Annotated in this window: 21 protein-coding genes and 2 pseudogenes; 19 read left to right on the plus strand and 4 right to left on the minus strand. The window is 66.6% G+C overall.

Annotated features, from left to right (window positions below; all coding sequences use genetic code 11):
* Positions 1–417 (minus strand): annotated as a pseudogene (locus G3N96_RS31250) (ComF family protein); the annotation flags it as partial.
* Between the two features lie 81 nt (positions 418–498).
* Here G3N96_RS31250 and G3N96_RS31255 point away from each other — a divergent pair.
* The 8 genes from G3N96_RS31255 to G3N96_RS31290 all read left to right on the plus strand — a co-directional run bounded on the left by G3N96_RS31255 (position 499) and on the right by G3N96_RS31290 (position 7,556).
* Positions 499–1,464, plus strand: a complete 966-nt coding sequence (locus tag G3N96_RS31255) for a methyltransferase domain-containing protein (protein WP_206139584.1) — start codon at positions 499–501, stop codon at positions 1,462–1,464.
* Between the two features lie 195 nt (positions 1,465–1,659).
* On the plus strand, positions 1,660–2,184 hold the full coding sequence (locus tag G3N96_RS31260) for a DUF2244 domain-containing protein (protein WP_089441077.1): 525 nt from the start codon (positions 1,660–1,662) through the stop codon (positions 2,182–2,184).
* Positions 2,185–2,239: 55 nt separating this feature from the next.
* A complete protein-coding gene (coxB, locus tag G3N96_RS31265) occupies positions 2,240–3,835 on the plus strand; it encodes a cytochrome c oxidase subunit II (RefSeq protein ID WP_206139585.1) in 1,596 nt (531 codons plus the stop codon).
* 43 nt (positions 3,836–3,878) lie between these two features.
* Positions 3,879–5,486 (plus strand): cytochrome c oxidase subunit I, encoded by a 1,608-nt coding sequence (gene ctaD / locus G3N96_RS31270; RefSeq protein ID WP_069248929.1) that lies wholly within the window; start codon positions 3,879–3,881, stop codon positions 5,484–5,486.
* A 69-nt stretch (positions 5,487–5,555) separates the two neighbouring features.
* Positions 5,556–5,696 (plus strand): cytochrome oxidase small assembly protein, encoded by a 141-nt coding sequence (locus G3N96_RS31275; RefSeq protein ID WP_006760728.1) that lies wholly within the window; start codon positions 5,556–5,558, stop codon positions 5,694–5,696.
* A gap of 35 nt (positions 5,697–5,731) precedes the next feature.
* On the plus strand, positions 5,732–6,340 hold the full coding sequence (locus G3N96_RS31280) for a cytochrome c oxidase assembly protein (RefSeq protein ID WP_089426388.1): 609 nt from the start codon (positions 5,732–5,734) through the stop codon (positions 6,338–6,340).
* Positions 6,341–6,356: 16 nt separating this feature from the next.
* A complete protein-coding gene (locus G3N96_RS31285) occupies positions 6,357–6,557 on the plus strand; it encodes a DUF2970 domain-containing protein (protein ID WP_089426387.1) in 201 nt (66 codons plus the stop codon).
* 141 nt (positions 6,558–6,698) lie between these two features.
* On the plus strand, positions 6,699–7,556 hold the full coding sequence (locus G3N96_RS31290; protein WP_206139586.1) for a cytochrome c oxidase subunit 3: 858 nt from the start codon (positions 6,699–6,701) through the stop codon (positions 7,554–7,556).
* A 171-nt stretch (positions 7,557–7,727) separates the two neighbouring features.
* On the opposite strand, the gene G3N96_RS31295 is transcribed toward G3N96_RS31290, so the two are convergent.
* The gene (locus G3N96_RS31295; RefSeq protein ID WP_043187227.1) at positions 7,728–7,937 is read right to left on the minus strand and encodes a twin transmembrane helix small protein; all 210 of its coding nucleotides are present in this window, start codon (positions 7,935–7,937) and stop codon (positions 7,728–7,730) included.
* An 84-nt stretch (positions 7,938–8,021) separates the two neighbouring features.
* Here G3N96_RS31295 and G3N96_RS31300 point away from each other — a divergent pair, with 84 nt between their 5' ends.
* The 5 genes from G3N96_RS31300 to G3N96_RS31320 are packed head-to-tail and all read left to right on the plus strand — an operon-like array spanning position 8,022 to position 12,103.
* The gene (locus G3N96_RS31300; protein WP_241022910.1) at positions 8,022–8,732 is read left to right on the plus strand and encodes an SURF1 family protein; all 711 of its coding nucleotides are present in this window, start codon (positions 8,022–8,024) and stop codon (positions 8,730–8,732) included.
* 60 nt (positions 8,733–8,792) lie between these two features.
* Positions 8,793–9,419 carry a cytochrome C oxidase subunit I gene (locus tag G3N96_RS31305; protein ID WP_206139587.1) on the plus strand — a complete coding sequence of 209 codons (627 nt, stop codon included), beginning with the start codon at positions 8,793–8,795 and terminating at the stop codon, positions 9,417–9,419.
* Between the two features lie 24 nt (positions 9,420–9,443).
* Positions 9,444–10,556: a COX15/CtaA family protein gene (locus G3N96_RS31310; RefSeq protein ID WP_206139588.1), complete on the plus strand. Its 1,113-nt coding sequence runs from the start codon at positions 9,444–9,446 to the stop codon at positions 10,554–10,556.
* An 8-nt stretch (positions 10,557–10,564) separates the two neighbouring features.
* Positions 10,565–11,467, plus strand: coding sequence for a heme o synthase (cyoE, locus tag G3N96_RS31315; protein WP_206139589.1), 903 nt, complete (start codon positions 10,565–10,567; stop codon positions 11,465–11,467).
* A gap of 18 nt (positions 11,468–11,485) precedes the next feature.
* Complete coding sequence (locus G3N96_RS31320; protein WP_043187233.1) at positions 11,486–12,103, plus strand: SCO family protein; 618 nt, start codon at positions 11,486–11,488, stop codon at positions 12,101–12,103.
* Between the two features lie 151 nt (positions 12,104–12,254).
* Here G3N96_RS31320 and G3N96_RS31325 read toward each other — a convergent pair whose 3' ends face one another.
* Positions 12,255–12,545 carry a YciI family protein gene (locus tag G3N96_RS31325; protein ID WP_206139590.1) on the minus strand — a complete coding sequence of 97 codons (291 nt, stop codon included), beginning with the start codon at positions 12,543–12,545 and terminating at the stop codon, positions 12,255–12,257.
* A gap of 247 nt (positions 12,546–12,792) precedes the next feature.
* On the opposite strand from G3N96_RS31325, the gene G3N96_RS31330 reads away from it, so the two are divergent.
* Both G3N96_RS31330 and G3N96_RS31335 read left to right on the plus strand, forming a co-directional pair.
* Positions 12,793–14,397, plus strand: coding sequence for a methyl-accepting chemotaxis protein (locus G3N96_RS31330; protein ID WP_206139591.1), 1,605 nt, complete (start codon positions 12,793–12,795; stop codon positions 14,395–14,397).
* Between the two features lie 211 nt (positions 14,398–14,608).
* Positions 14,609–15,424: a MetQ/NlpA family ABC transporter substrate-binding protein gene (locus tag G3N96_RS31335; RefSeq protein WP_089473595.1), complete on the plus strand. Its 816-nt coding sequence runs from the start codon at positions 14,609–14,611 to the stop codon at positions 15,422–15,424.
* A 107-nt stretch (positions 15,425–15,531) separates the two neighbouring features.
* Here the strand turns inward: G3N96_RS31335 and G3N96_RS31340 are convergent, their stop codons facing one another.
* A complete protein-coding gene (locus G3N96_RS31340; protein WP_089473594.1) occupies positions 15,532–15,840 on the minus strand; it encodes a VF_A0006 family four-cysteine protein in 309 nt (102 codons plus the stop codon).
* 333 nt (positions 15,841–16,173) lie between these two features.
* On the opposite strand from G3N96_RS31340, the gene G3N96_RS31345 reads away from it, so the two are divergent.
* From G3N96_RS31345 to G3N96_RS31360, 4 genes and pseudogenes are all read left to right on the plus strand, one after another.
* On the plus strand, positions 16,174–17,139 hold the full coding sequence (locus G3N96_RS31345) for an ABC transporter substrate-binding protein (RefSeq protein ID WP_124582848.1): 966 nt from the start codon (positions 16,174–16,176) through the stop codon (positions 17,137–17,139).
* 139 nt (positions 17,140–17,278) lie between these two features.
* A complete protein-coding gene (locus tag G3N96_RS31350; RefSeq protein WP_124582846.1) occupies positions 17,279–18,175 on the plus strand; it encodes an ABC transporter permease in 897 nt (298 codons plus the stop codon).
* A 1-nt stretch (position 18,176) separates the two neighbouring features.
* Positions 18,177–18,971: an ABC transporter ATP-binding protein gene (locus G3N96_RS31355; RefSeq protein WP_011353261.1), complete on the plus strand. Its 795-nt coding sequence runs from the start codon at positions 18,177–18,179 to the stop codon at positions 18,969–18,971.
* Between the two features lie 306 nt (positions 18,972–19,277).
* A pseudogene (locus G3N96_RS31360) lies at positions 19,278–19,471 on the plus strand (recombinase RecA); the annotation flags it as partial.

Here is a 19,471-nt window from a genome sequence, read left to right on the forward strand (position 1 = left end):
CAACCGTGCGAGCCGCGTCGCGAATTCGGTGCCGAGCGCGAGTTGCCGGTGAAACTTCAGGCCGCGCGCGAGCCCGTCGAGCGGTGCGCGGTAATCCGCCAGCGCGAGCGTCGCATCGAACGGCGGCGGCGCCGTGCGGCACGCGTCGCAACGGTATGCGGTAACGCGGCCGGCGTGAGCGCCGCGCAGCGGGGGCGAACGCGATGGCCCGATGCCCAGCGGCAGCGCGCAGACGTCGCAGCGCAGCCGCGCTTCATTCCAGTACGCGGCGTCGCAAGCACCGCAAATCACGGCGTGTGACAAATTGCCGCACAGTGCGCAGCGATTCGGCAGCGCGACCGCGGCGACGCGCGCTGCCAGCGCGCGAACCTGCGACAAAGCGACGCGCATCGTGCGCGGGGCGGAACGGCGGATCATTGCAACACTCCTGACACCCCGCCTCAATGAAGCCTGCGGGGCGAGCGAGTATACTTCGGGCTCTTCGCCAGTGTGCCCGACATGTCCCCAGCTTCGACTTCAACCGGCCGTCCGGCCAATGACGCAAGGCGCCTGCGGCGGATTTTCGACCGCCGTGCCGCCACGTTCGATGCGGTCGCGTTCCTGCCGCGCGAGATCGCGCAGCGCATGAACGAGCGTCTCGAATACATCAAGGTGAGCCCCACAGCCGTGCTGGACGCGGGCTGCGGCCCGGGCGACGACCTGCCGGCGCTGCGCGCGCGCTTTCCCGAGGCGCCCGTCTTCGGCGTCGACCTGTCCGGCGCGATGCTCGCGCGAGCAGGGCAGCGCGAGGTCGAGCAGACGAGCTGGCGCCGCTGGCTGCCGGCCTCGCTCGGCCGCGCACTGGGCCCGCGCGGGCCGCGCGTCACGCAGGCCGATTTCTCCGCGCTACCGTTCCCCGGCGGCGCGTTCGACCTGATCTGGTCGAATCTCGCCCTCCACTGGCATTCGCGCCCGGACGCGGTGCTGCCCGAGTGGCAGCGTGTGCTGCGCGTGAACGGGCTGCTGATGTTCAGCACGCTCGGCCCCGATACGCTGCGCGAACTGCGCGCGGCCTGCGCGGACGCCGAAGCGGCGCTCGGCATGGCGCCGCCCGCCGCACGCGTGATCGATTTCGTCGACATGCACGACCTCGGCGACATGCTCGTCGAGAGCGGCTTCGAGATTCCCGTGATGGATCAGGAAGTGCTGACCGTCACCTACAAATCCCCCGATTCGCTGCTGGCCGACGTGCGCCGCTGGGGTGCCTATCCGTTCGATCGCGACGCGCCGCAGCGCGCGACGCGGCGCTTTCGCGCGGCGCTCGACGACGCGCTGGAGGCCCGCCGGCGCGAGGACGGCACGATTCCGCTGACGTTTGAAGTGATCTACGGCCACGCGTGGAAGGCCGTGCCGCGCACGACCGCCGAAGGGCACGGGATCGTGCGCATCGAGGACATCGGAAAGGGGCGTCCGAAGAATCGGTAAAGCGGTAAAGAGGGGTTTTGTTATGTCTGAAATTAGCGGCGCAAAGCGGGGTCGAATTGGCGCCTAAAATGGCCGGAAAGCTTGTCGCGCTTGGCTCGCGGGCCGATAGTCGCTTGCTTGTGGATGCCATTGAACCCGCCTATAATGCGTCAGCTTGTCGTCCCGGGGTCCCCGCAATACGGGCCGACGAGTCCGATGCAGGCATGCATCGCATGCCATTCGCGTGAGGCGGCGATGGAAGCAGCGAGGGTGTTGGCGGAGACGACGAACGGCGAGCCGGTCCTCGAAGACTGGCTGATGAAACGCAACTGTTCGGCGTCGCCGCGCCAGTTCGTGCTGTTTTATGCGTCGCTCGCGAGCTTCTCGCTGGTGATCGCGACATTGCTGATGTGGCGGGGGGCTTGGCTCGTCATGCCCTTCACCGGAATCGAGTTGCTGGCTGTGGGTGTCGCATTTGCGATCTATGCTCGCCATGCGGTCGATTACGAACGCATCAGGCTGTATCCGCACCGGCTCGTGATCGAGCGGATGGATGCGGAGCGGCTCACGCAGATCGAATTCAACCCGCGCTGGGTGCGGGTCGAGCCGGGTGCGACGCCACGCGATCCGATTCGGCTGGTATCGCGCGGGCAGACCGTCGTGATCGGGCAGCATCTCGCGCAGTACAAGCGTGCGCAGTTCGCCGACGAACTGCGTATATCGCTCAGGCGCTGCGGCTGACGAGGCGCGGGCACCGGCGGATAGGGCCGGTCGCTTGCGACGGGGGAGGGTTTGAATGGAAATTTTGGGTAAGGATGCTATGAAAACAATCAAGCGAGCCCTCGCGGGCGTGCTGGCATGCAGCGGTTTGCTCTTTGCCGGTGCCGCCCTGGCGGTCGGTGATAGCCCGGGCGGCCCCCGTGTCAACGAGATCAACTTTCAGCCGCCTGTCACGAAGATCGCCGAGGAGCTCTACGATCTCCACACGATGATGCTCATCCTGTGTACGGTGATCTTCGTCGGCGTGTTCGGCGTGATGTTCTATTCGATCTTCGCGCACCGCAAATCCAAGGGCCACAAGGCCGCCAATTTCCATGAAAGCACGACCGTCGAGATCATCTGGACGATCGTGCCGTTCGTCATCGTCGTGCTGATGGCGCTGCCGGCGACGAAGGCCGTCGTCGCGATGAAGGACACGACCAACGCCGATCTCACGATCAAGGTCACCGGCTACCAGTGGAAGTGGGGCTACGACTACGTGAAGGGCCCGGGCGAGGGCATCGGCTTCCTGTCGACGCTCAGCACCCCGCGTGACGAAGTGATGGGCAAGAAGCCGATCACCGACACCTATCTGCAGGAAGTCGACAACCCGCTCGTCGTGCCGGTCAACAAGAAGATCCGCATCATCACGACCGCGAACGACGTCGTCCACTCGTGGTACGTGCCCGCGTTCGGCGTGAAGCAGGATGCGATCCCCGGCTTCGTGCGCGACACGTGGTTCAAGGCCGACAAGGTCGGTACGTTCCGCGGTTTCTGTACCGAGCTGTGCGGCAAGGAACACGCGTACATGCCGGTCGTCGTCGAAGTCCTGTCGGATGACGACTACGCGAAGTGGGTCACCGCGCAGAAGGCCAAGCTGGCCAGCGCCGCGGTCGATCCGAACAAGGTCTACACGATGGCTGAACTCGTCGCGCACGGCGAGGAAGTCTACAAGGCGAATTGCGCGGCCTGCCACCAGGTGAGCGGCAAGGGCCTCGGCGCCTTCCCGGCGATGGACGGCAGCCCGATCGTGAACGGCCCGATCGCCGGCCACGTCGAGCGTGTGCTGCACGGCAAGGGCGCGATGCCGTCGTGGGCGTCGCTGTCGGATCTCGACATCGCGTCGGTCATCACGTACGAACGCAATTCGTGGGGCAACCACAAGAACGACCTGCTGCAGCCGAAGCAAGTGGCCGACGCGCGTAACGGCAAGATGCCGGAAGACGCGGCGGGCGCAGCGGCAGCTGCACCGGCGGAAGCCGCTTCGGCACCGGCGCAGGCTGCGTCGGGCGCGGAGCAGCCGGCGGCAGCGGCCTCGGCCGCACTGTCGACGGTCTACTTCGAGACGGGCAAGAGCGTGCTGCCGGCCGACGCGAAGGCGGCGATCGCCGCCGCGGCCGACTATGCGAAGGCACATCCGGACGCGAAGCTCGCGCTGTCGGGCTTTACCGACAAGTCGGGCTCGGCCGACGCAAACGCCGAACTGGCGAAGCATCGCGCACAGGCCGTGCGCGACGCGCTGAAGGCAGCAGGCGTGGCGGAAGACCACATTATTCTCAAAAAGCCGGAAACGATCACGGGCGGGGCTGACGCGAAGGAAGCCCGGCGTGTCGAGATCGGCCCGGCGGCTTGACGTGTCGCTGAGTTAGTCGACGTATTCGCATTAGGAGATTCTCATGTCTAGCATCGGGCACGACGTAGCCGCGGACCACGCGCACGACGACCACGCGCACGAAATGCCGCACGGCTGGCGCCGCTGGCTGTTCGCCACCAACCACAAGGACATCGGTACGCTGTACCTGTTGTTCTCGTTCATCATGTTCCTGTCGGGCGGCGTGATGGCGCTCGCCATCCGGGCCGAGCTGTTCGAACCGGGCCTGCAGATCATGCGTCCGGAGTTCTTCAACGAACTCACGACGATGCACGGCCTGATCATGGTGTTCGGCGCGATCATGCCGGCGTTCGTCGGCTTCGCGAACTGGATGATTCCGCTGCAGATCGGCGCGTCCGACATGGCGTTCGCGCGGATGAACAACTTCAGCTTCTGGCTGCTGCCGGTCGCGGCCGTGCTGCTGGTAGGTTCGTTCTTCGCGCCGGGCGGCGCGACGGCCGCCGGCTGGACGCTGTACGCGCCGCTGTCGACGCAGATGGGCCCGGGCATGGACTTCGCGATCTTCGCGGTCCACATCATGGGCGCATCGTCGATCATGGGCGGGATCAACATCGTCGTGACGATCCTGAACATGCGCGCACCGGGCATGACGCTGATGAAGATGCCGATGTTCGCGTGGACGTGGCTGATCACGGCTTACCTGCTGATCGCCGTGATGCCGGTTCTGGCAGGCGCGATCACGATGGTGCTGTTCGACCGCCACTTCGGCACGTCGTTCTTCAACGCGGCAGGCGGCGGCGATCCGGTGATGTACCAGCACATCTTCTGGTTCTTCGGCCACCCCGAGGTGTACATCATGATTCTGCCGGCGTTCGGGATCGTGTCGCAGGTGATCCCGGCGTTCGCACGCAAGACGCTGTTCGGCTATAGCTCGATGGTGTACGCGACGGCTTCGATCGCGATCCTGTCGTTCATGGTCTGGGCGCACCACATGTTCGCCACGGGCATGCCTGTCACCGGCCAGCTGTTCTTCATGTACGCGACGATGCTGATCGCGGTGCCGACGGGCGTGAAGGTGTTCAACTGGCTCGCGACGATGTGGCGCGGCTCGATGACGTTCGAAACCCCGATGCTGTTCGCGATCGGCTTCCTGTTCGTGTTCACGTTCGGCGGTCTCACGGGCCTGATGCTCGCGATGGCGCCGCTCGACATCCAGTATCACGGGACCTACTTCGTGGTGGCGCACTTCCACTACGTGCTGGTGGCCGGCTCATTGTTCGCGCTGTTCTCGGGCTGGTACTACTGGGCGCCGAAGTGGACGGGCTGGATGTACAACGAGACACGCGGCAAGATCCACTTCTGGGCGTCGATGATCTTCTTCAACCTGACGTTCTTCCCGATGCACTTCGTCGGTCTCGCAGGCATGCCGCGTCGCTACGCGGACTACCCGGCGCAGTTCACGGACTTCAACCAGGTGGCGACGATCGGCGCATTCGGCTTCGGCCTCGCGCAGGTGTACTTCCTGTTCGCGGTCGCGCTGCCGGCCTACCGTGGTGGCGGCGAGCTGGAAAAGGCGTCGGACAAGCCGTGGGATGGCGCTGAAGGCCTCGAGTGGACGGTGCCGAGCCCGGCTCCCTTCCACACGTTCGAGCAACCGCCGCACGTCGAGTAAGTTTCACAGTGCGTTCCGCCGCTGCCTGCCGCGCAGGCAGGCGCGGCGGGCGCCGAACCGAAGTTTCAGATGAACCGGAATCCACAAGAAAGACGAACGCCCGAGCAGATACGCGCGGGCAACAAGCGGCTCGGCCTCATCCTGCTCGTCATCGCCGCCGTTTTTTTTGTGGGTGTCGTGATCAAGCAGTGGTGGCTGTCCACTCACTGATGCAGCAACAGACGCAGTAGCGAGGAAGTTGTCGTATGTCGAAGCCGGAAGAGGGCGCCGTCGATCGCGCGTTCAATCGTTCGATGCTGGTGAAGCTCTTCGTCGTGGCCGGGCTGATGTTCGGTTTCGGCTTCGCGCTGATCCCGATGTATCGGGCGATCTGCCAGATCACCGGCATCAACAACCTGGTGCAGCGCGATGTCAGCGAGCGCGAGGTGAAGAACTCGCAGGTCGACTATAGCCGCACGGTGTCGGTCGAGTTCGATGCGAACGCGCGCGGCCCGCTCGGTTTCAAGCCGGAGCACAACAGTCTCGACGTGCATCCGGGCGAGCTGATGACGATCGTGTACGACGTGACGAACGGGCAGGGCCGGCCGGTCGTTGCGCAGGCGATTCCGAGCTACGCGCCGAAGCAGGCGACGGAGTTCTTCAAGAAGATCGAGTGCTTTTGCTTTACGCAGCAGACGCTGGCCGCGAACGAGTCGCGCAAGATGCCGGTGGTGTTCGTGATCGATCCGAAACTGCCGAAGGACGTGAAGACGATCACGCTGTCGTACACGTTCTTCGAGCTGAATACGCCGGCCACGCCGGCACCGGCGCCGGGCAAGACCGCGGCGCAGGGCGCGGCGAAGCCGGACGCATGACGACGGAGGCGGGGCGATGACGGAGGGCAAGCGGGGCGGATCGTTCGGCCAGGCGCTGAAAGCGGTGCTGTGGTCGTTCTTCGGGGTGCGCAAGCGGCGCGACCTGGAGGCCGACGCGACGCAGCTGAATCCGCTGCACGTGCTGATCGTCGCGTTGTTGGCCGCCGGTTTGTTCATCGGCGTGCTGATCCTGGTCGTGCGTGCCGTCGTGGGCTGAAGCCCGCGGCCAGGAAAGAAGAATGCAGTGCGTGGCGCCACGGCGCCGCGTGCAGGAAGGAGCGGTGGTGGTCACGCCGCGCAAGAAATAAAGCCGGAGCGGTTTCCGGTACACAAATTGGACAGAAGTGGAGAATCAAGCATGAGCGGTCAAAACCAGACCCCGTACTATTTCGTGCCGCATCCGTCGCACCATCCGATCAGTGCGGCCATCGGCCTGCTGGTCATGCTCGGATCGGCGGCGCTGTGGATCAACGGTCACGACTGGGCGCCGTTTACGGCGCTGCTCGGCCTGCTGTGGTTGCTCTTCACGCTGTATCACTGGTTCGGCGACGCGATCGCCGAATCGGAAGGCGGTCACTACGGCAAGAACGTCGACAAGTCGTACCGCTGGAGCATGAGCTGGTTCATCTTCTCGGAAGTCATGTTCTTCGGCGCGTTCTTCGGCGCGCTGTTCTATGCACGTGAAATCGCGCTGCATCAGCTCGGCAGCCTCGACTACAAGCTGATCTGGCCGGATTTCTCCGCCGTGTGGCCGAACGAAGGCCCCGCCGCGCTCGCCGGTCACTTCAAGACGATGGGCCCGTGGCCGATCCCGACGCTGAACACCGCATTCCTGCTGTCGTCGGGCGTGACGCTGACGATCTCGCACCACGCACTGCGTGACGATCATCGCAAGAAGGCGATCGTCTGGCTGGCCGCGACGCTCGCGTTCGGTATCTGCTTCCTGTTCCTGCAAGGCTTCGAGTACTACCACGCGTACAACGAACTGAACCTGACGCTGAACTCGGGCGTGTACGGTTCGACGTTCTTCCTGCTGACCGGCTTCCACGGCTTCCACGTGTTCCTCGGCGGCACGATGCTCGCGGTGGTGCTGGTGCGGATGATCCGCGGCCACTTCAAGCCCGATCACCACTTCGCATTCGAAGGCGCCGCGTGGTACTGGCACTTCGTCGACGTCGTCTGGCTCGGCCTGTACGTCGTCGTCTACTGGCTGTAAATGGAACAACGGCCCGCGCAGCAATGCGCGGGCCGTTTTCATTGGGTCGGCCGGGCAGCGTGACTGCCGGCCTTCACCACCCGAGCGCCGCCGCGACTCAGTCAGGCGGCGCTTTTGCTTGGTGCCGTGGCCGTGCGGCGAAATGCCACAGCGGCCGCGGCGGCGAATCGATCAACGCCCGATCGGCAGGCCGGTCGAATGGATCCAGCCCATCCCGTTCGCGATCAGGATGAGCAGGAACAGCGATACCGACAGCCCGACGCGGGTGGCGAGCGACCAGACCATGCGTTTCGTGTGGCCGCGGTCGTGCATCATGAAGTAGAGCGCCGAGCCCATGCTGGCAATGATGAGGACGAAGGCGATGGGAACGAGTATGTGCATGACACGAACCGGACGACGGCAATTCGAAAGGAAGAGGATAATTATCGCACTTCGCTTGTCGGCAGGTGCCGGGCGGGCCGCATGATGAAGATCCGCTGGCTGCCCGCGTTGCTCATCCTCGTCGTCGTCGCGGTCACGATCCGTCTCGGTTTCTGGCAGCGCGACCGCGCGCACCAGAAGGAAGCGCTGCAGGCGAGCATCGCGCGCTACGAGCAGGCGGCGCCCGTCGACATCGGCGCGCAGCCGATGCCGCTCGCGTCGATCGAGTTCCATCGCGTGCGTGCGACGGGCCGCTTCCTGCCCGAGCAGGCCGTGTTCCTCGACAATCGGCCGTATAACGACCAGCCGGGTTTTTACGTCGTGATGCCGTTTAAACTCACGGGCGGCGGCGTCGTGCTCGTGAACCGCGGCTGGCTGCCGCGCAATGTCGCCGATCGCACGGCGATCGAGCCGTTCGCGACGCCCGCGGGCGACGTCGAGATCGTGGGCATCGCGCGCGCCGACGCGTCGCGGGCGTTCGAGCTCGGCGAAGGCGGGTCGGCCGCGCACCAGAAGATCCGGCAGAACCTGGACGTCGCCGCGTATGCGAAGGAAACGGGGTTGCCGCTGCAGCCGTTCGTGATCCAGCAGACGAGCGACGACGGCGACAAGCTCGTGCGCGACTGGCCGGCGGCGACGACCGGCGTCGAGCGCAATTACGGTTACATGTTTCAGTGGTGGGCGATGGCGGCGGCCGCGCTCGGCTTCGGCCTGTACGCCGCGCGGCGTGCGGCGAAGAAGTCGGCCGGCGCGTGAGCGCCATGCCAGGACGCGGCGCTCGCGCCGCGGGTTCGTTTCGAGAGGTCTGATTTGTCCATGCAATCTCCCCGTCAGGGTTCGGCCGCTGCGCCGATGTCGCCGGCGGCCCGCAAGCGCGGCCGCTGGATGCTCGTGCTGCTGGGTCTCGTGTGCGCCGCACCGATGATCGCGTCGTACTTCACCTATTACGTGATCAAGCCGAAGGGCGGCTCGACCAACTACGGCACGCTGATCGAGCCGCAGCGCCCGATCCCCGCGGATCTGCAGGTAACCGACGAAACCGGCAAGACCGTGCCGCTGTCGTCGCTGCGCGGCGTGTGGCTGTTCGTGATGACCGACCGCAGCGCGTGCGACGAGGCCTGCGCGAAGAAGCTCTATTTCATGCGCCAGATCCGCGTCACGCAGGCGGGCGAGCGGCACCGGCTCACGATGGTGTGGCTGCGCAGCGATGCGGGCGCGATGCCGCAGAAGGTGCTGGACGCGTACCCCGACACGCGCCGGCTCGTCGCCGATCCGGCCGCGGTGGCCGCGTGGCTGCCGGCCGACGCCGGCACGAAGGACAGCGACCACCTCTACATGGTCGATCCGAACGGCAACCTGATGATGCGTTTCCCGAAGGATCCGAACCCCGGCAAGATCAAGTCGGACGTGACGAAGCTGCTGAAGTGGTCGAGCATCGGCTAAGGCAAGACGAGAGGCATTGAACCGATGGCGTATCTACTGCAACTCGGCCTGATCGGCTTCTGCATCGCGCTGCTGCCGTTGTCGTACGTGTGGGTGAAGGCCGACGACAACAAGTTTCGCAAGCTGGTGTGGATCACCACCTTCCTGACGCTCGACCTGGTGATGTTCGGCGGCTTCACGCGGCTGACCGATTCGGGGCTCGGCTGCCCGGACTGGCCCGGCTGCTACGGCACGTCGTCGCCGTTCATCGCGCACGCCGCGATCACGGCCGCGCACCAGGCGATGCCGACGGGCCCCGTCAGCATGTCGAAGGCGTGGATCGAGATGATCCACCGCTATTTCGCGATGGCGATCGGCGTGCTGATCATCGCGCAGGTCGTGATCGCGTGGTCCGCGCGGCTGCGCCGCCGCCCGCTGCACGTGTCGCCGTGGTGGCCGACGAGCCTGCTGCTGCTGATCCTCGTGCAGGGCGCGTTCGGCGCATGGACGGTCACGATGAAGCTGCAGCCGGTGATCGTCACGATCCACCTGCTGCTCGGCCTCACGCTGCTCGGCACGCTCGGCTGGCTCGCGGCGCGGCAAACGCCGCTGCCGGCGCATGACCCCGAAGCCGGCCGCTATCGCGCGGCCGCGCTCGCGGCGCTCGTGCTGCTGGTCGTGCAGATCGCGCTCGGCGGCTGGGTGAGCACCAACTACGCGGTGCTCGCGTGCACCGACTTCCCGACCTGCAACGGCCAGTGGATCCCGCCGATGGACTTCCAGCACGGCTTCCACCTGTGGCGCGCGCTCGGGATGACGAAGGACGGCGAGGCGATCACGCAGGACGCGCTGGTCGCGATCCACTGGACGCACCGCACGTTCGCGTTCGTGGTGGTCGCCTACCTGGTCGCGTTCGCGCTGAAGATGCGCCGCTTCGAATCGCTGCGGCGGCCGGCGAACGGCGTGCTGCTGGTCGTCCTGCTGCAGTTCGTGACGGGCCTGACCAACATCGTGCTGCAGTGGCCGCTGCCGGTCGCCGTCGCGCACAACGGCGGGGCCGCGATCCTGCTGCTGCTCGTCGTCATGTTAAACTTTCGCATCCTTTCAAGCCGCCCCGGCCGTGTCGCGCAGCCTGCGCGCGACGCCGCCCCGGCGTGACCGCCCCCATGCAAAGCACCCTCTCCCAATCGCCCGGTAGCCGGTTTTCGCAGTACATGGCATTGACGAAGCCGCGTGTCACGCAGCTCGCGGTGTTCTGCGCAGTGATCGGCATGTTCCTCGCGACGCCGGGCATGGTGCCGTGGCACGTGCTGATCGGCGGTACGGTCGGCATCTGGCTGCTGGCCGGCGCCGCGTTCGCGATCAACTGCCTCGTCGAACAGAAGATCGACGCGATGATGCGCCGCACCGCGTGGCGCCCGTCCGCGCGCGGCGAGATCACGCCCCCGCAGATCCTGGTCTTCTCGGCCGTGCTCGGCAGCGTCGGCGCATGGACGCTCTATACGTTCACGAACCCGCTGACGATGTGGCTGACGATCGCCACCTTCGTCGGCTACGCCGTGATCTACACGCTGCTGCTCAAGCCGATGACGCCGCAGAACATCGTGATCGGCGGCGCGTCGGGCGCGATGCCGCCGGCGCTCGGCTGGGCCGCGGTCACCGGCGCGGTGCCGGGCGACGCGTGGATCCTCGTGCTGATCATCTTCGTGTGGACGCCGCCGCATTTCTGGGTGCTCGCGCTGTATCGCCGCAAGGATTACGAGAACGCGGGGCTGCCGATGCTGCCCGTCACGCACGGCGAGAAGTTCACGCGGCTGCACATCCTGCTGTACACGGTGATCCTGTTCGCGGTCACGCTGATGCCGTTCATCTCCGGGATGAGCGGGGCCGTCTACCTGACGAGCGCGGTGCTGCTCGGCGCGGTGTTCCTCGCGTATGCGTGGAAGATCCATCGCGACTACTCGGACGAACTCGCCCGCAAGGCCTTCCGCTACTCGATCGTCTACCTGTCGCTGCTGTTCGCCGCGCTGCTCGTCGATCACTATGCACGCCCGCTGCTCGGCGTGTAACCGCACGGTTTGAACGCAATGCTCCAATCACGGTTCGGGCGCCGCGCGCGCCAAGGCTGGATGCTCGCGTGCGCATTCACGGCAGCGCTGCTGCTCGCCGGATGCGACAACGCGCCGAAATTCCAGAATCTCGACATCACCGGCAACACGCAGTTCGGCAGCGATTTCTCGCTGCCCGATACGGCCGGCAAGGTACGCACGCTCGCCGACTTCAAGGGTAAGGCCGTCGTGATGTTCTTCGGCTATACACACTGCCCGGACGTGTGCCCGACGACGATGGCCGAGCTGTCCGAAGCGCTGAAGCAGCTCGGACCCGATGCCGCGAAGCGCGTGCAGGTGCTGTTCGTCACCGTCGATCCGGAGCGTGACACGCCGGCGCTGCTCGGCCAGTACGTGCCCGCGTTCGATCCGTCGTTCATCGGCCTGCGGCCGGCCGACGAAGCGGCACTGAAGAAGGTCACGAAGGATTTCCGCGTGTACTACGCGAAGGTGCCCGGCAAGACGCCCGGCAGCTACACGATGGATCACACGGCCGCGAGCTACGTGTTCGACCGCGACGGCAAGCTGCGCCTGTTCGTGCGCGACGGCCAGGGCCCCGGCCCGTGGGTCCACGACCTGAAGCTGCTGGTCGACTGACCGGCAGCCGCCGGGCGCCCGGCCCGGCGATCACGTGACGGCCGCCTCGCGCCGTCATGTTTTTCCTCTCTCCTCGTTGTTTGCATGCGCCGCCCGTCGGGCGGCGTAGCGGCCTGCGCGCGTATCGCGCAGATGTCGCGCAGGCGTCGCGTTACGGCAGCGCGGGCACGTTGAACCCGGATGCGGCACGCGTGATCCGGAATTCCGTCACGCGATACGTGGCGAGCCCCTCGACGACGAACGGATCGGTATTCAGGATCGCGTCCAGCTCGTCGCGATCGATGCGGGCCGCGAGGATCACGCCGCCTTCGCGCGGCACCTTCGGCCCCGCTGCGATGAAGATGCCCTTGTCGAACTGCGGCTGCAGGAATGCGCGATGGCGTTCGAGTGCGTCGTCGATGCGCTCGAGCGATGCGGTGTAGTGGATGTCGATGACGTACATGGGTGGCCCTCGGAATGGCGCCGGCTCTTCGTGTGCCGGCTGGCCGGTCTTTTTAGCACAGCGGATGCGGACTGTCGCGCCGGCGGCCGCGGTGCGGCGCGGGCACGGGCGGCCTGTCGATCGCCGGTTCGCGGCGCCGGCCGTATTCAAGTTGTAAGCCTCGGTGCCGTAAATGAATGAGCAAGCGTTTGCGCGCGGCAGGCCGTTCGCGCGCAGCGTGCGCATCGACATCGACAAAGGCACGCAGATGAGCAGAATGAGTTTGAACCGCAAGCTGTGGCTCGCGCTTGCGCTGGTATGGGTCGGTCTCCTGGGCGTCGGCGCATGGAGCGCGTACGAGACGCGCGCGACCATGCTCGCCGAACGCAAGGCAGGCATCGCGAATCTCGTCGATTCGGCGGCCGGCATCGTGAAGGCGTATCACGCACTCGCGCAGAGCGGCACGCTGCCGGAGGCCGACGCGAAGCGCGACGCGCTCGCGAGCCTCGCCGCGATGCGCTACGGCGATTCGGGCTACGTGTTCGTGATGGACTCGAAGCCGGTCGTGCTGATGCATCCGACGCTGCCGAAGCTCGTCAACACGCAGGTCGGCGACTATCTCGACCCGGACGGCAAGCCGCTGTTCGTCACGATCCTGAACGCCGCGAAGGAAACCGGCAGCGGCTTCGCCGAGTACCGCGGGCGGCTGCCGCACAGCGAGACCGCCGTGCCGAAGATCAGCTACGTCACGCGCTTCGCGCCGTGGGACTGGAACATCTCGAGCGGCGTGTTCCTGAAGGACATCGACACCCTCTATTACCGGACGCTGCTCGGCCACCTCGCGGTCGTGTTCGTGATCGGCTTCGTGATCAGCGCGGCGATGTTGGTGATCATCCGCAACGTGCGCAGCAGTCTCGGCGGCGAGCCCGACGAAGCGGCCGCGCTCGCGACGCGTATCGCGCAGGGCGACCTGACGCAGCCGGTGCCGGTTCGCGCGGGCGACCGCACGAGCATGATGGCCGCGATGCACGACATGCAGGCACGGCTGCAGGCGACGATCGGCGGGATTCGCCAGTCGGCCGGATCGATCGCGTCGGCGAGCCGCCAGATCTCGGCCGGCAACGACGACCTGTCGCAGCGCACCGAGGAGCAGGCCGCCTCGCTGGAAGAAACCGCCGCGAGCATGGAGCAGCTGACCGCGACCGTGAAGCAGAACGCCGACAACGCGCGGCAGGCGAGCGGGCTCGCGAACAGCGCGTCGGAGATCGCGCGCACCGGGAGCGACGTCGTGAACCGCGTGATCGGCACGATGGGCCAGATCGACGACAGCTCGCGCAAGATCGCCGACATCATCGGCGTGATCGAAGGCATCGCGTTCCAGACCAACATCCTCGCGCTGAACGCGGCGGTCGAAGCCGCGCGCGCCGGCGAGCAGGGCCGCGGCTTCGCGGTGGTCGCGGGCGAAGTGCGCTCGCTCGCGCAGCGCAGCGCGACGGCGTCGAAGGAGATCCGCGAGCTGATCGTCGACTCGGTCGAGCGCGTGCGCAACGGGTCGACGCTGGTCGGCCAGGCCGGCACGACGATGGGCGAGATCCTGCAGGCCGTCGCGCGCGTGACCGACATCATGGGCGAGATCGCGGCGGCGTCCGAGGAGCAGGCGAGCGGCATCACGCAGGTCGGGCGCGCGGTCACGCAGATGGACCAGGTGACGCAGCAGAACGCGGCGCTCGTCGAGGAGGCCGCCGCGGCCGCCGCGTCGCTGCAGGAGCAGGCCGCGCGACTGCGCGATACGGTCGGCGCGTTCCGGGTCGGCGGGCAGGTGGGCGAGCCTGCATTCGAGACAAAGGCGGCCGACCGGGCGGCGGTGGCGTAGCGCGTTCGGGCCGATGCGCGACGCGCATAAACGCAACTAACGGCCGAGTCGTGCCACCCCCGGCAGCACCGCTGCGGTGCATACCCATATGAGCGGGATGTATTTCACTTCCCGCGGATCCTGTGACACCATTTGCCCCTTCCTGCGAGTCGGGGCATACCCGTATCGCGCCCCATTTTAGTCATCCCGTAAGCAAGAAAGCGAGAAACAGATGAAGCGTCGCAGTCTCCTGAAGGTATTTTCCGTGCTGGCCACCGGCGCAGCACTGACGCTGTCGGCAGGCGCGCACGCCGAAGACAAGGTGATCAAGGTCGGCACGGTCGCCGGCCCGGATTCGGAAGTGTGGCAGCTCGTGCAGAAGGTCGCGAAGGAGAAGGAAGGCCTGAACGTGAAGGTCATCGAGTTCAACGACTACGTGCAGCCGAACGCGGCGCTCGACTCGGGCGATCTCGACGCGAACAGCTTCCAGCACCAGCCCTACCTCGACAGCCAGGTGAAGCAGCGCGGCTACAAGCTGGTCAGCGCGGGCCTGACCTACATCTCGCCGATGGGCGTGTACTCGAAGAAGTTCAAGGCGCTGAAGGACCTGCCGCAAGGCGCGAAGGTCGCGGTGCCGAACGATCCGTCGAACGAGAACCGCGCGCTGCTGCTGCTGCAGACGCAAGGCGTGATCAAGCTGAAGGCGGGCGCCGGCACGGGCGGCAACAACGCGACGGTGCTCGACATCGCCGACAACCCGAAGAAGCTGAAGATCTCCGAACTCGACGCCGCGCAACTGCCGCGCGTGCTGTCGGACGTCGACGCGGCCGTGATCAACACGAACTACGCGCTCGCCGCCAACCTGCAGCCGACCAAGGACGCGATCGCGCTCGAATCGCTGACGAGCCCGTATGCGAACCTGATCGCCGTGCGCGCGAAGGACAAGGACCAGCCGTGGGTGAAGAAGCTGGTCAAGGCATACCAGTCGCCGGAAGTGCGGGAATTCATCAAGAAGCAGTTCAAGGGCTCGATGGTCGCGTCGTTCTGAACGCCGCACACCGGATCGCTGAACGAAAAGGCCTGCATCGCGCAGGCCTTTTTCATTGGCGCGGCCGATCGACGACGGCCGCACGGTGTGGCGCGTTCAACGCCGGCTCACATCTCGCCGCGCCGCGAGCAGATCGACATGATCTGCTGGATCGCATAGTTGTCGCGCACGCCCGGCAGCGACTGCACGACGCACTCGTGAAAACGCCGCTCGCGCGGCAGCAGCATCGCGTTGTTGCGATACAGCGCGTCGCACGAGCGCTGGATCAGTTGCGCCGCCGCGCCGTTGCGGCTTTCGCGCAGCGCATTGAGCATGCAGTCGTCGTATTGCGCACTGCCGTCGGTCAGTGCGAATGCCGCACCCGGCAGCGCCAGCGCGACGGCCGCGCATGCGATGGCTCGGATCCCCCGTTTCATGTGCCCTCCGATGGCGTGGACTGGGTCGGCCGACAGCATAACGTAAAGCCGCGAGCGCGGCTGACGCGTTGCGCCGAGGCCGGCGGGAACCCCCGCCGGGCGGGCTTCGCGCGTGCTCGCGCACGTCGGCGCGCGCTTCAATCCGGGGCGCGATGCGAAAGCGTGGAGTCAGGCGGTGGTCTGCGGAAATGGTATCCTCGTGCGTTCGCCGCTGCACGCTTTCCCGGAGCGTGCGCGGGCCGTTCGCCAGCGCGTCGTACGCATGGCGGCGCCCGCCTGACGGCGGCGGGAATCCATCATCCAGAACCGACACAATACGGGGGAGACACACCCATGAAGCGTTTCAAGACTTTCGCGATCCGTTCGATCACGGCCGGCGTGGCCGCACTCGCGCTGGCCGGTGCCGCGCACGCCCAGACCGTCAAGGTGCTGTCGATCGTCGACCACCCGGCGCTCGACGCGATCCGCGACGGCGTGCGCGCCGAGCTGAAGGCGGAAGGTTACGGCGACGACAAGCTCAAGTGGGAATACCAGAGCGCGCAGGGCAACACGGGCACGGCCGCGCAGATCGCGCGCAAGTTCGTCGGCGACCAGCCCGACGTGATCGTCGCGATCGCGACGCCGGCCGCGCAGGCGGTGGTGGCATCGACGAAGAGCGTGCCGGTCGTCTATTCGGGCGTGACCGATCCGGTCGCCGCGCAGCTCGTGAAGGGCTGGGGCCCGTCGGGCACCAACGTGACGGGCGTATCCGACAAGCTGCCGCTCGATCGCCAGGTCGCGCTGATCAAGCGCGTCGTGCCGAATGCGAAGACGGTCGGCATGGTCTACAACCCGGGCGAGGCGAACTCGGTCGTCGTCGTGAAGGAACTCAAGGAGATCCTCGCGAAGCAGGGGATGACGCTGAAGGAAGCGGCCGCGCCGCGCACCGTCGACATCGGCCCGGCCGCGAAGAGCCTGATCGGCAAGGTCGACGTGATCTACACGAACACCGACAACAACGTCGTGTCCGCGTACGAAGCGCTCGTGAAGGTCGCGAACGAAGCGAAGATCCCGCTCGTCGCCGGCGACACCGACAGCGTGAAGCGCGGCGGCATCGCGGCGCTCGGCATCAACTACGGCGACCTCGGCCGCCAGACGGGCAAGGTCGTCGCGCGCATCCTGAAGGGCGAGAAGCCGGGCGCGATCGCATCGGAAACGAGCAGCAACCTCGAGTTGTTCGCGAACACGGGCGCGGCCGCGAAGCAGGGCGTGACGCTGTCGACGGACCTGCTCAAGGACGCGAAGACGGTCATCAAGTAAGCCGCGGCCCGACCGCCGCGCTTGCGGGCCCGATCCGGGCCTGAACGACACCGCCGGACGGGCGGCTCCCACCCGGGGCCGCCCGTTCGCTTCGCCCGGCCGTACACGTCCGGCCGGGAAGCAACAGGATTTCCCCATCATGTCTCTGTTCTCGTTTCTGGGCGCGCTGGAGATCGGCCTGATCTTCAGCCTCGTCGCCCTCGGGGTGCTGATCTCGTTTCGCATCCTCAACTTCCCCGACCTCACCGTCGACGGCAGCTTTCCGCTCGGCGGCGCCGTTGCCGCGACGCTGATCTCGGCCGGCTACGACCCGTTCAGCGCGACCTGCATCGCGATCGTCGCGGGCGCGGTGGCCGGCTTCATCACCGGCTGGCTCAACGTGCGCCTGAAGATCATGGACCTGCTCGCCAGTATCCTGATGATGATCGCGCTCTACTCGGTGAACCTGCGGATCATGGGCCGGCCGAACGTGCCGCTCATCACCGAGCCGACCATTTTCACCGTGCTGCAGCCGGACTGGATGCCCGACTACGTGCTGCGCCCGGCGCTGCTCGCGATCGTCGTCGTGGTCGCGAAGCTCGGCCTCGACTGGTTCTTCTCGTCGCAGCTCGGCCTCGCGATGCGCGCGACCGGCGCGAACCCGCGGATGGCGCGTGCGCAAGGCATCGCGACCGGCCGTGCGACGCTCGCCGGAATGGCGCTGTCGAACGCGCTCGTCGCGCTTGCCGGCGCCTTGTTCGCGCAGACGCAGGGCGGCGCGGATATCTCGATGGGGATCGGCACGATCGTGATCGGGCTGGCCGCGGTGATCATCGGCGAGACGCTGTTGCCGGCACGCCGGCTCGTGCTGACGACGCTCGCCGTCGTGCTCGGCGCGATCGTCTACCGCTTCTTCATCGCGCTTGCGCTCAACAGCGAATTCATCGGGCTGAAGGCGCAGGATCTGAACCTCGTGACGGCGGCGCTCGTCACGATCGCGCTGGTGCTGCCGGCGACGCGCAAGAAGCTGTTCGCGCGCAAGAACGGAGGCGCCTGACATGCTGTCCGCACAAGACCTGAAACTCACGTTCAATCCCGGCACGCCGATCGAGACGCGCGCGCTGCGCGGGCTGTCGCTCGAGATTCCCGACGGCCAGTTCGTCGCGGTGATCGGCTCGAACGGCGCCGGCAAGTCGACCTTCCTCAATGCGGTCAGCGGCGACCAGGCCGTCGATGCGGGACGCATCTCGATCGACGGCACGGACGTCACGCGCAAGGCCGCGTGGGATCGCGCGCACCTCGTCGCACGCGTGTTCCAGGATCCGATGGCCGGCACCTGCGAGGCGCTGACGATCGAGGAGAACATGGCGCTCGCGATGGCGCGCGGTGCGCGGCGCGGCTTCCGGGCCGCGCTCGACCGGCCGTCGCGCGAGCTGTTCCGCGACAAGCTGCGGCTGCTGAACCTCGGCCTCGAGAACCGGCTGACCGACCGGATCGGGCTGCTGTCGGGCGGCCAGCGGCAGGCGGTGAGCCTGTTGATGGCGTCGCTGCGGCCGTCGCGGATCCTGCTGCTCGACGAGCACACGGCCGCGCTCGACCCGAAGACGGCCGCGTTCGTGCTGGAGCTGACCGCGCGCATCGTCGCCGAGAGCAAGCTGACGACGATGATGGTCACGCACAGCATGCGGCAGGCGCTCGACTACGGCGACCGCACGGTGATGCTGCACCAGGGGCAGGTCGTGCTCGACGTGTCGGGCGACGCGCGCAAGGGGCTCGACGTGCCGGACCTGCTGCAGATGTTCGAGAAGGTGCGGCACGAGCAACTCGACGACGACGCGTTGCTGCTCGGCTGACGGGCAGCTGATGGACCGGCGCGGTGTGCAGGATGTGCATCGTGCCGGTTGGCCGGCCGGGCCGGGCTCTGCTCGGTTCGGCCCGGCTGCGCGATTCGATTCGCATGCGCCGCATCGGCGCCCGAGGGGTGTGGCGGGCGTCCGGGCGGTGCGAGCCGGTGATGCCGGGGGCGACCCGCCGTCATAGCGTGGGCCTGCCGGCTTTTCACCCGTCTTTCATCTGACGAAATACCGGTTTCGTACCAGTACTGTGCGGCGTGGACGCATTGCCATATACTGTATATCCATACAGTTGTGGGTGGCATCATGCTCGCATCCTCCATTTCTCCCGAATCCCTTCATCCGTCGCTATGGCGCGGCTCGCAGCTCGCGCGCGGTGGTCCGCGCACGATCGAGACCGGCTTCGCACCGCTGTCGGCCGAGCTGCCGGGCGGCGGCTGGCCGGTCGGCGGGCTCGTCGAACTGCTGGCCGCGCAACCGGGCTGCGGCGAGATGCGGCT

Source organism: Burkholderia sp. Se-20373 (assembly GCF_017104705.1).
Classification (GTDB): domain Bacteria; phylum Pseudomonadota; class Gammaproteobacteria; order Burkholderiales; family Burkholderiaceae; genus Burkholderia.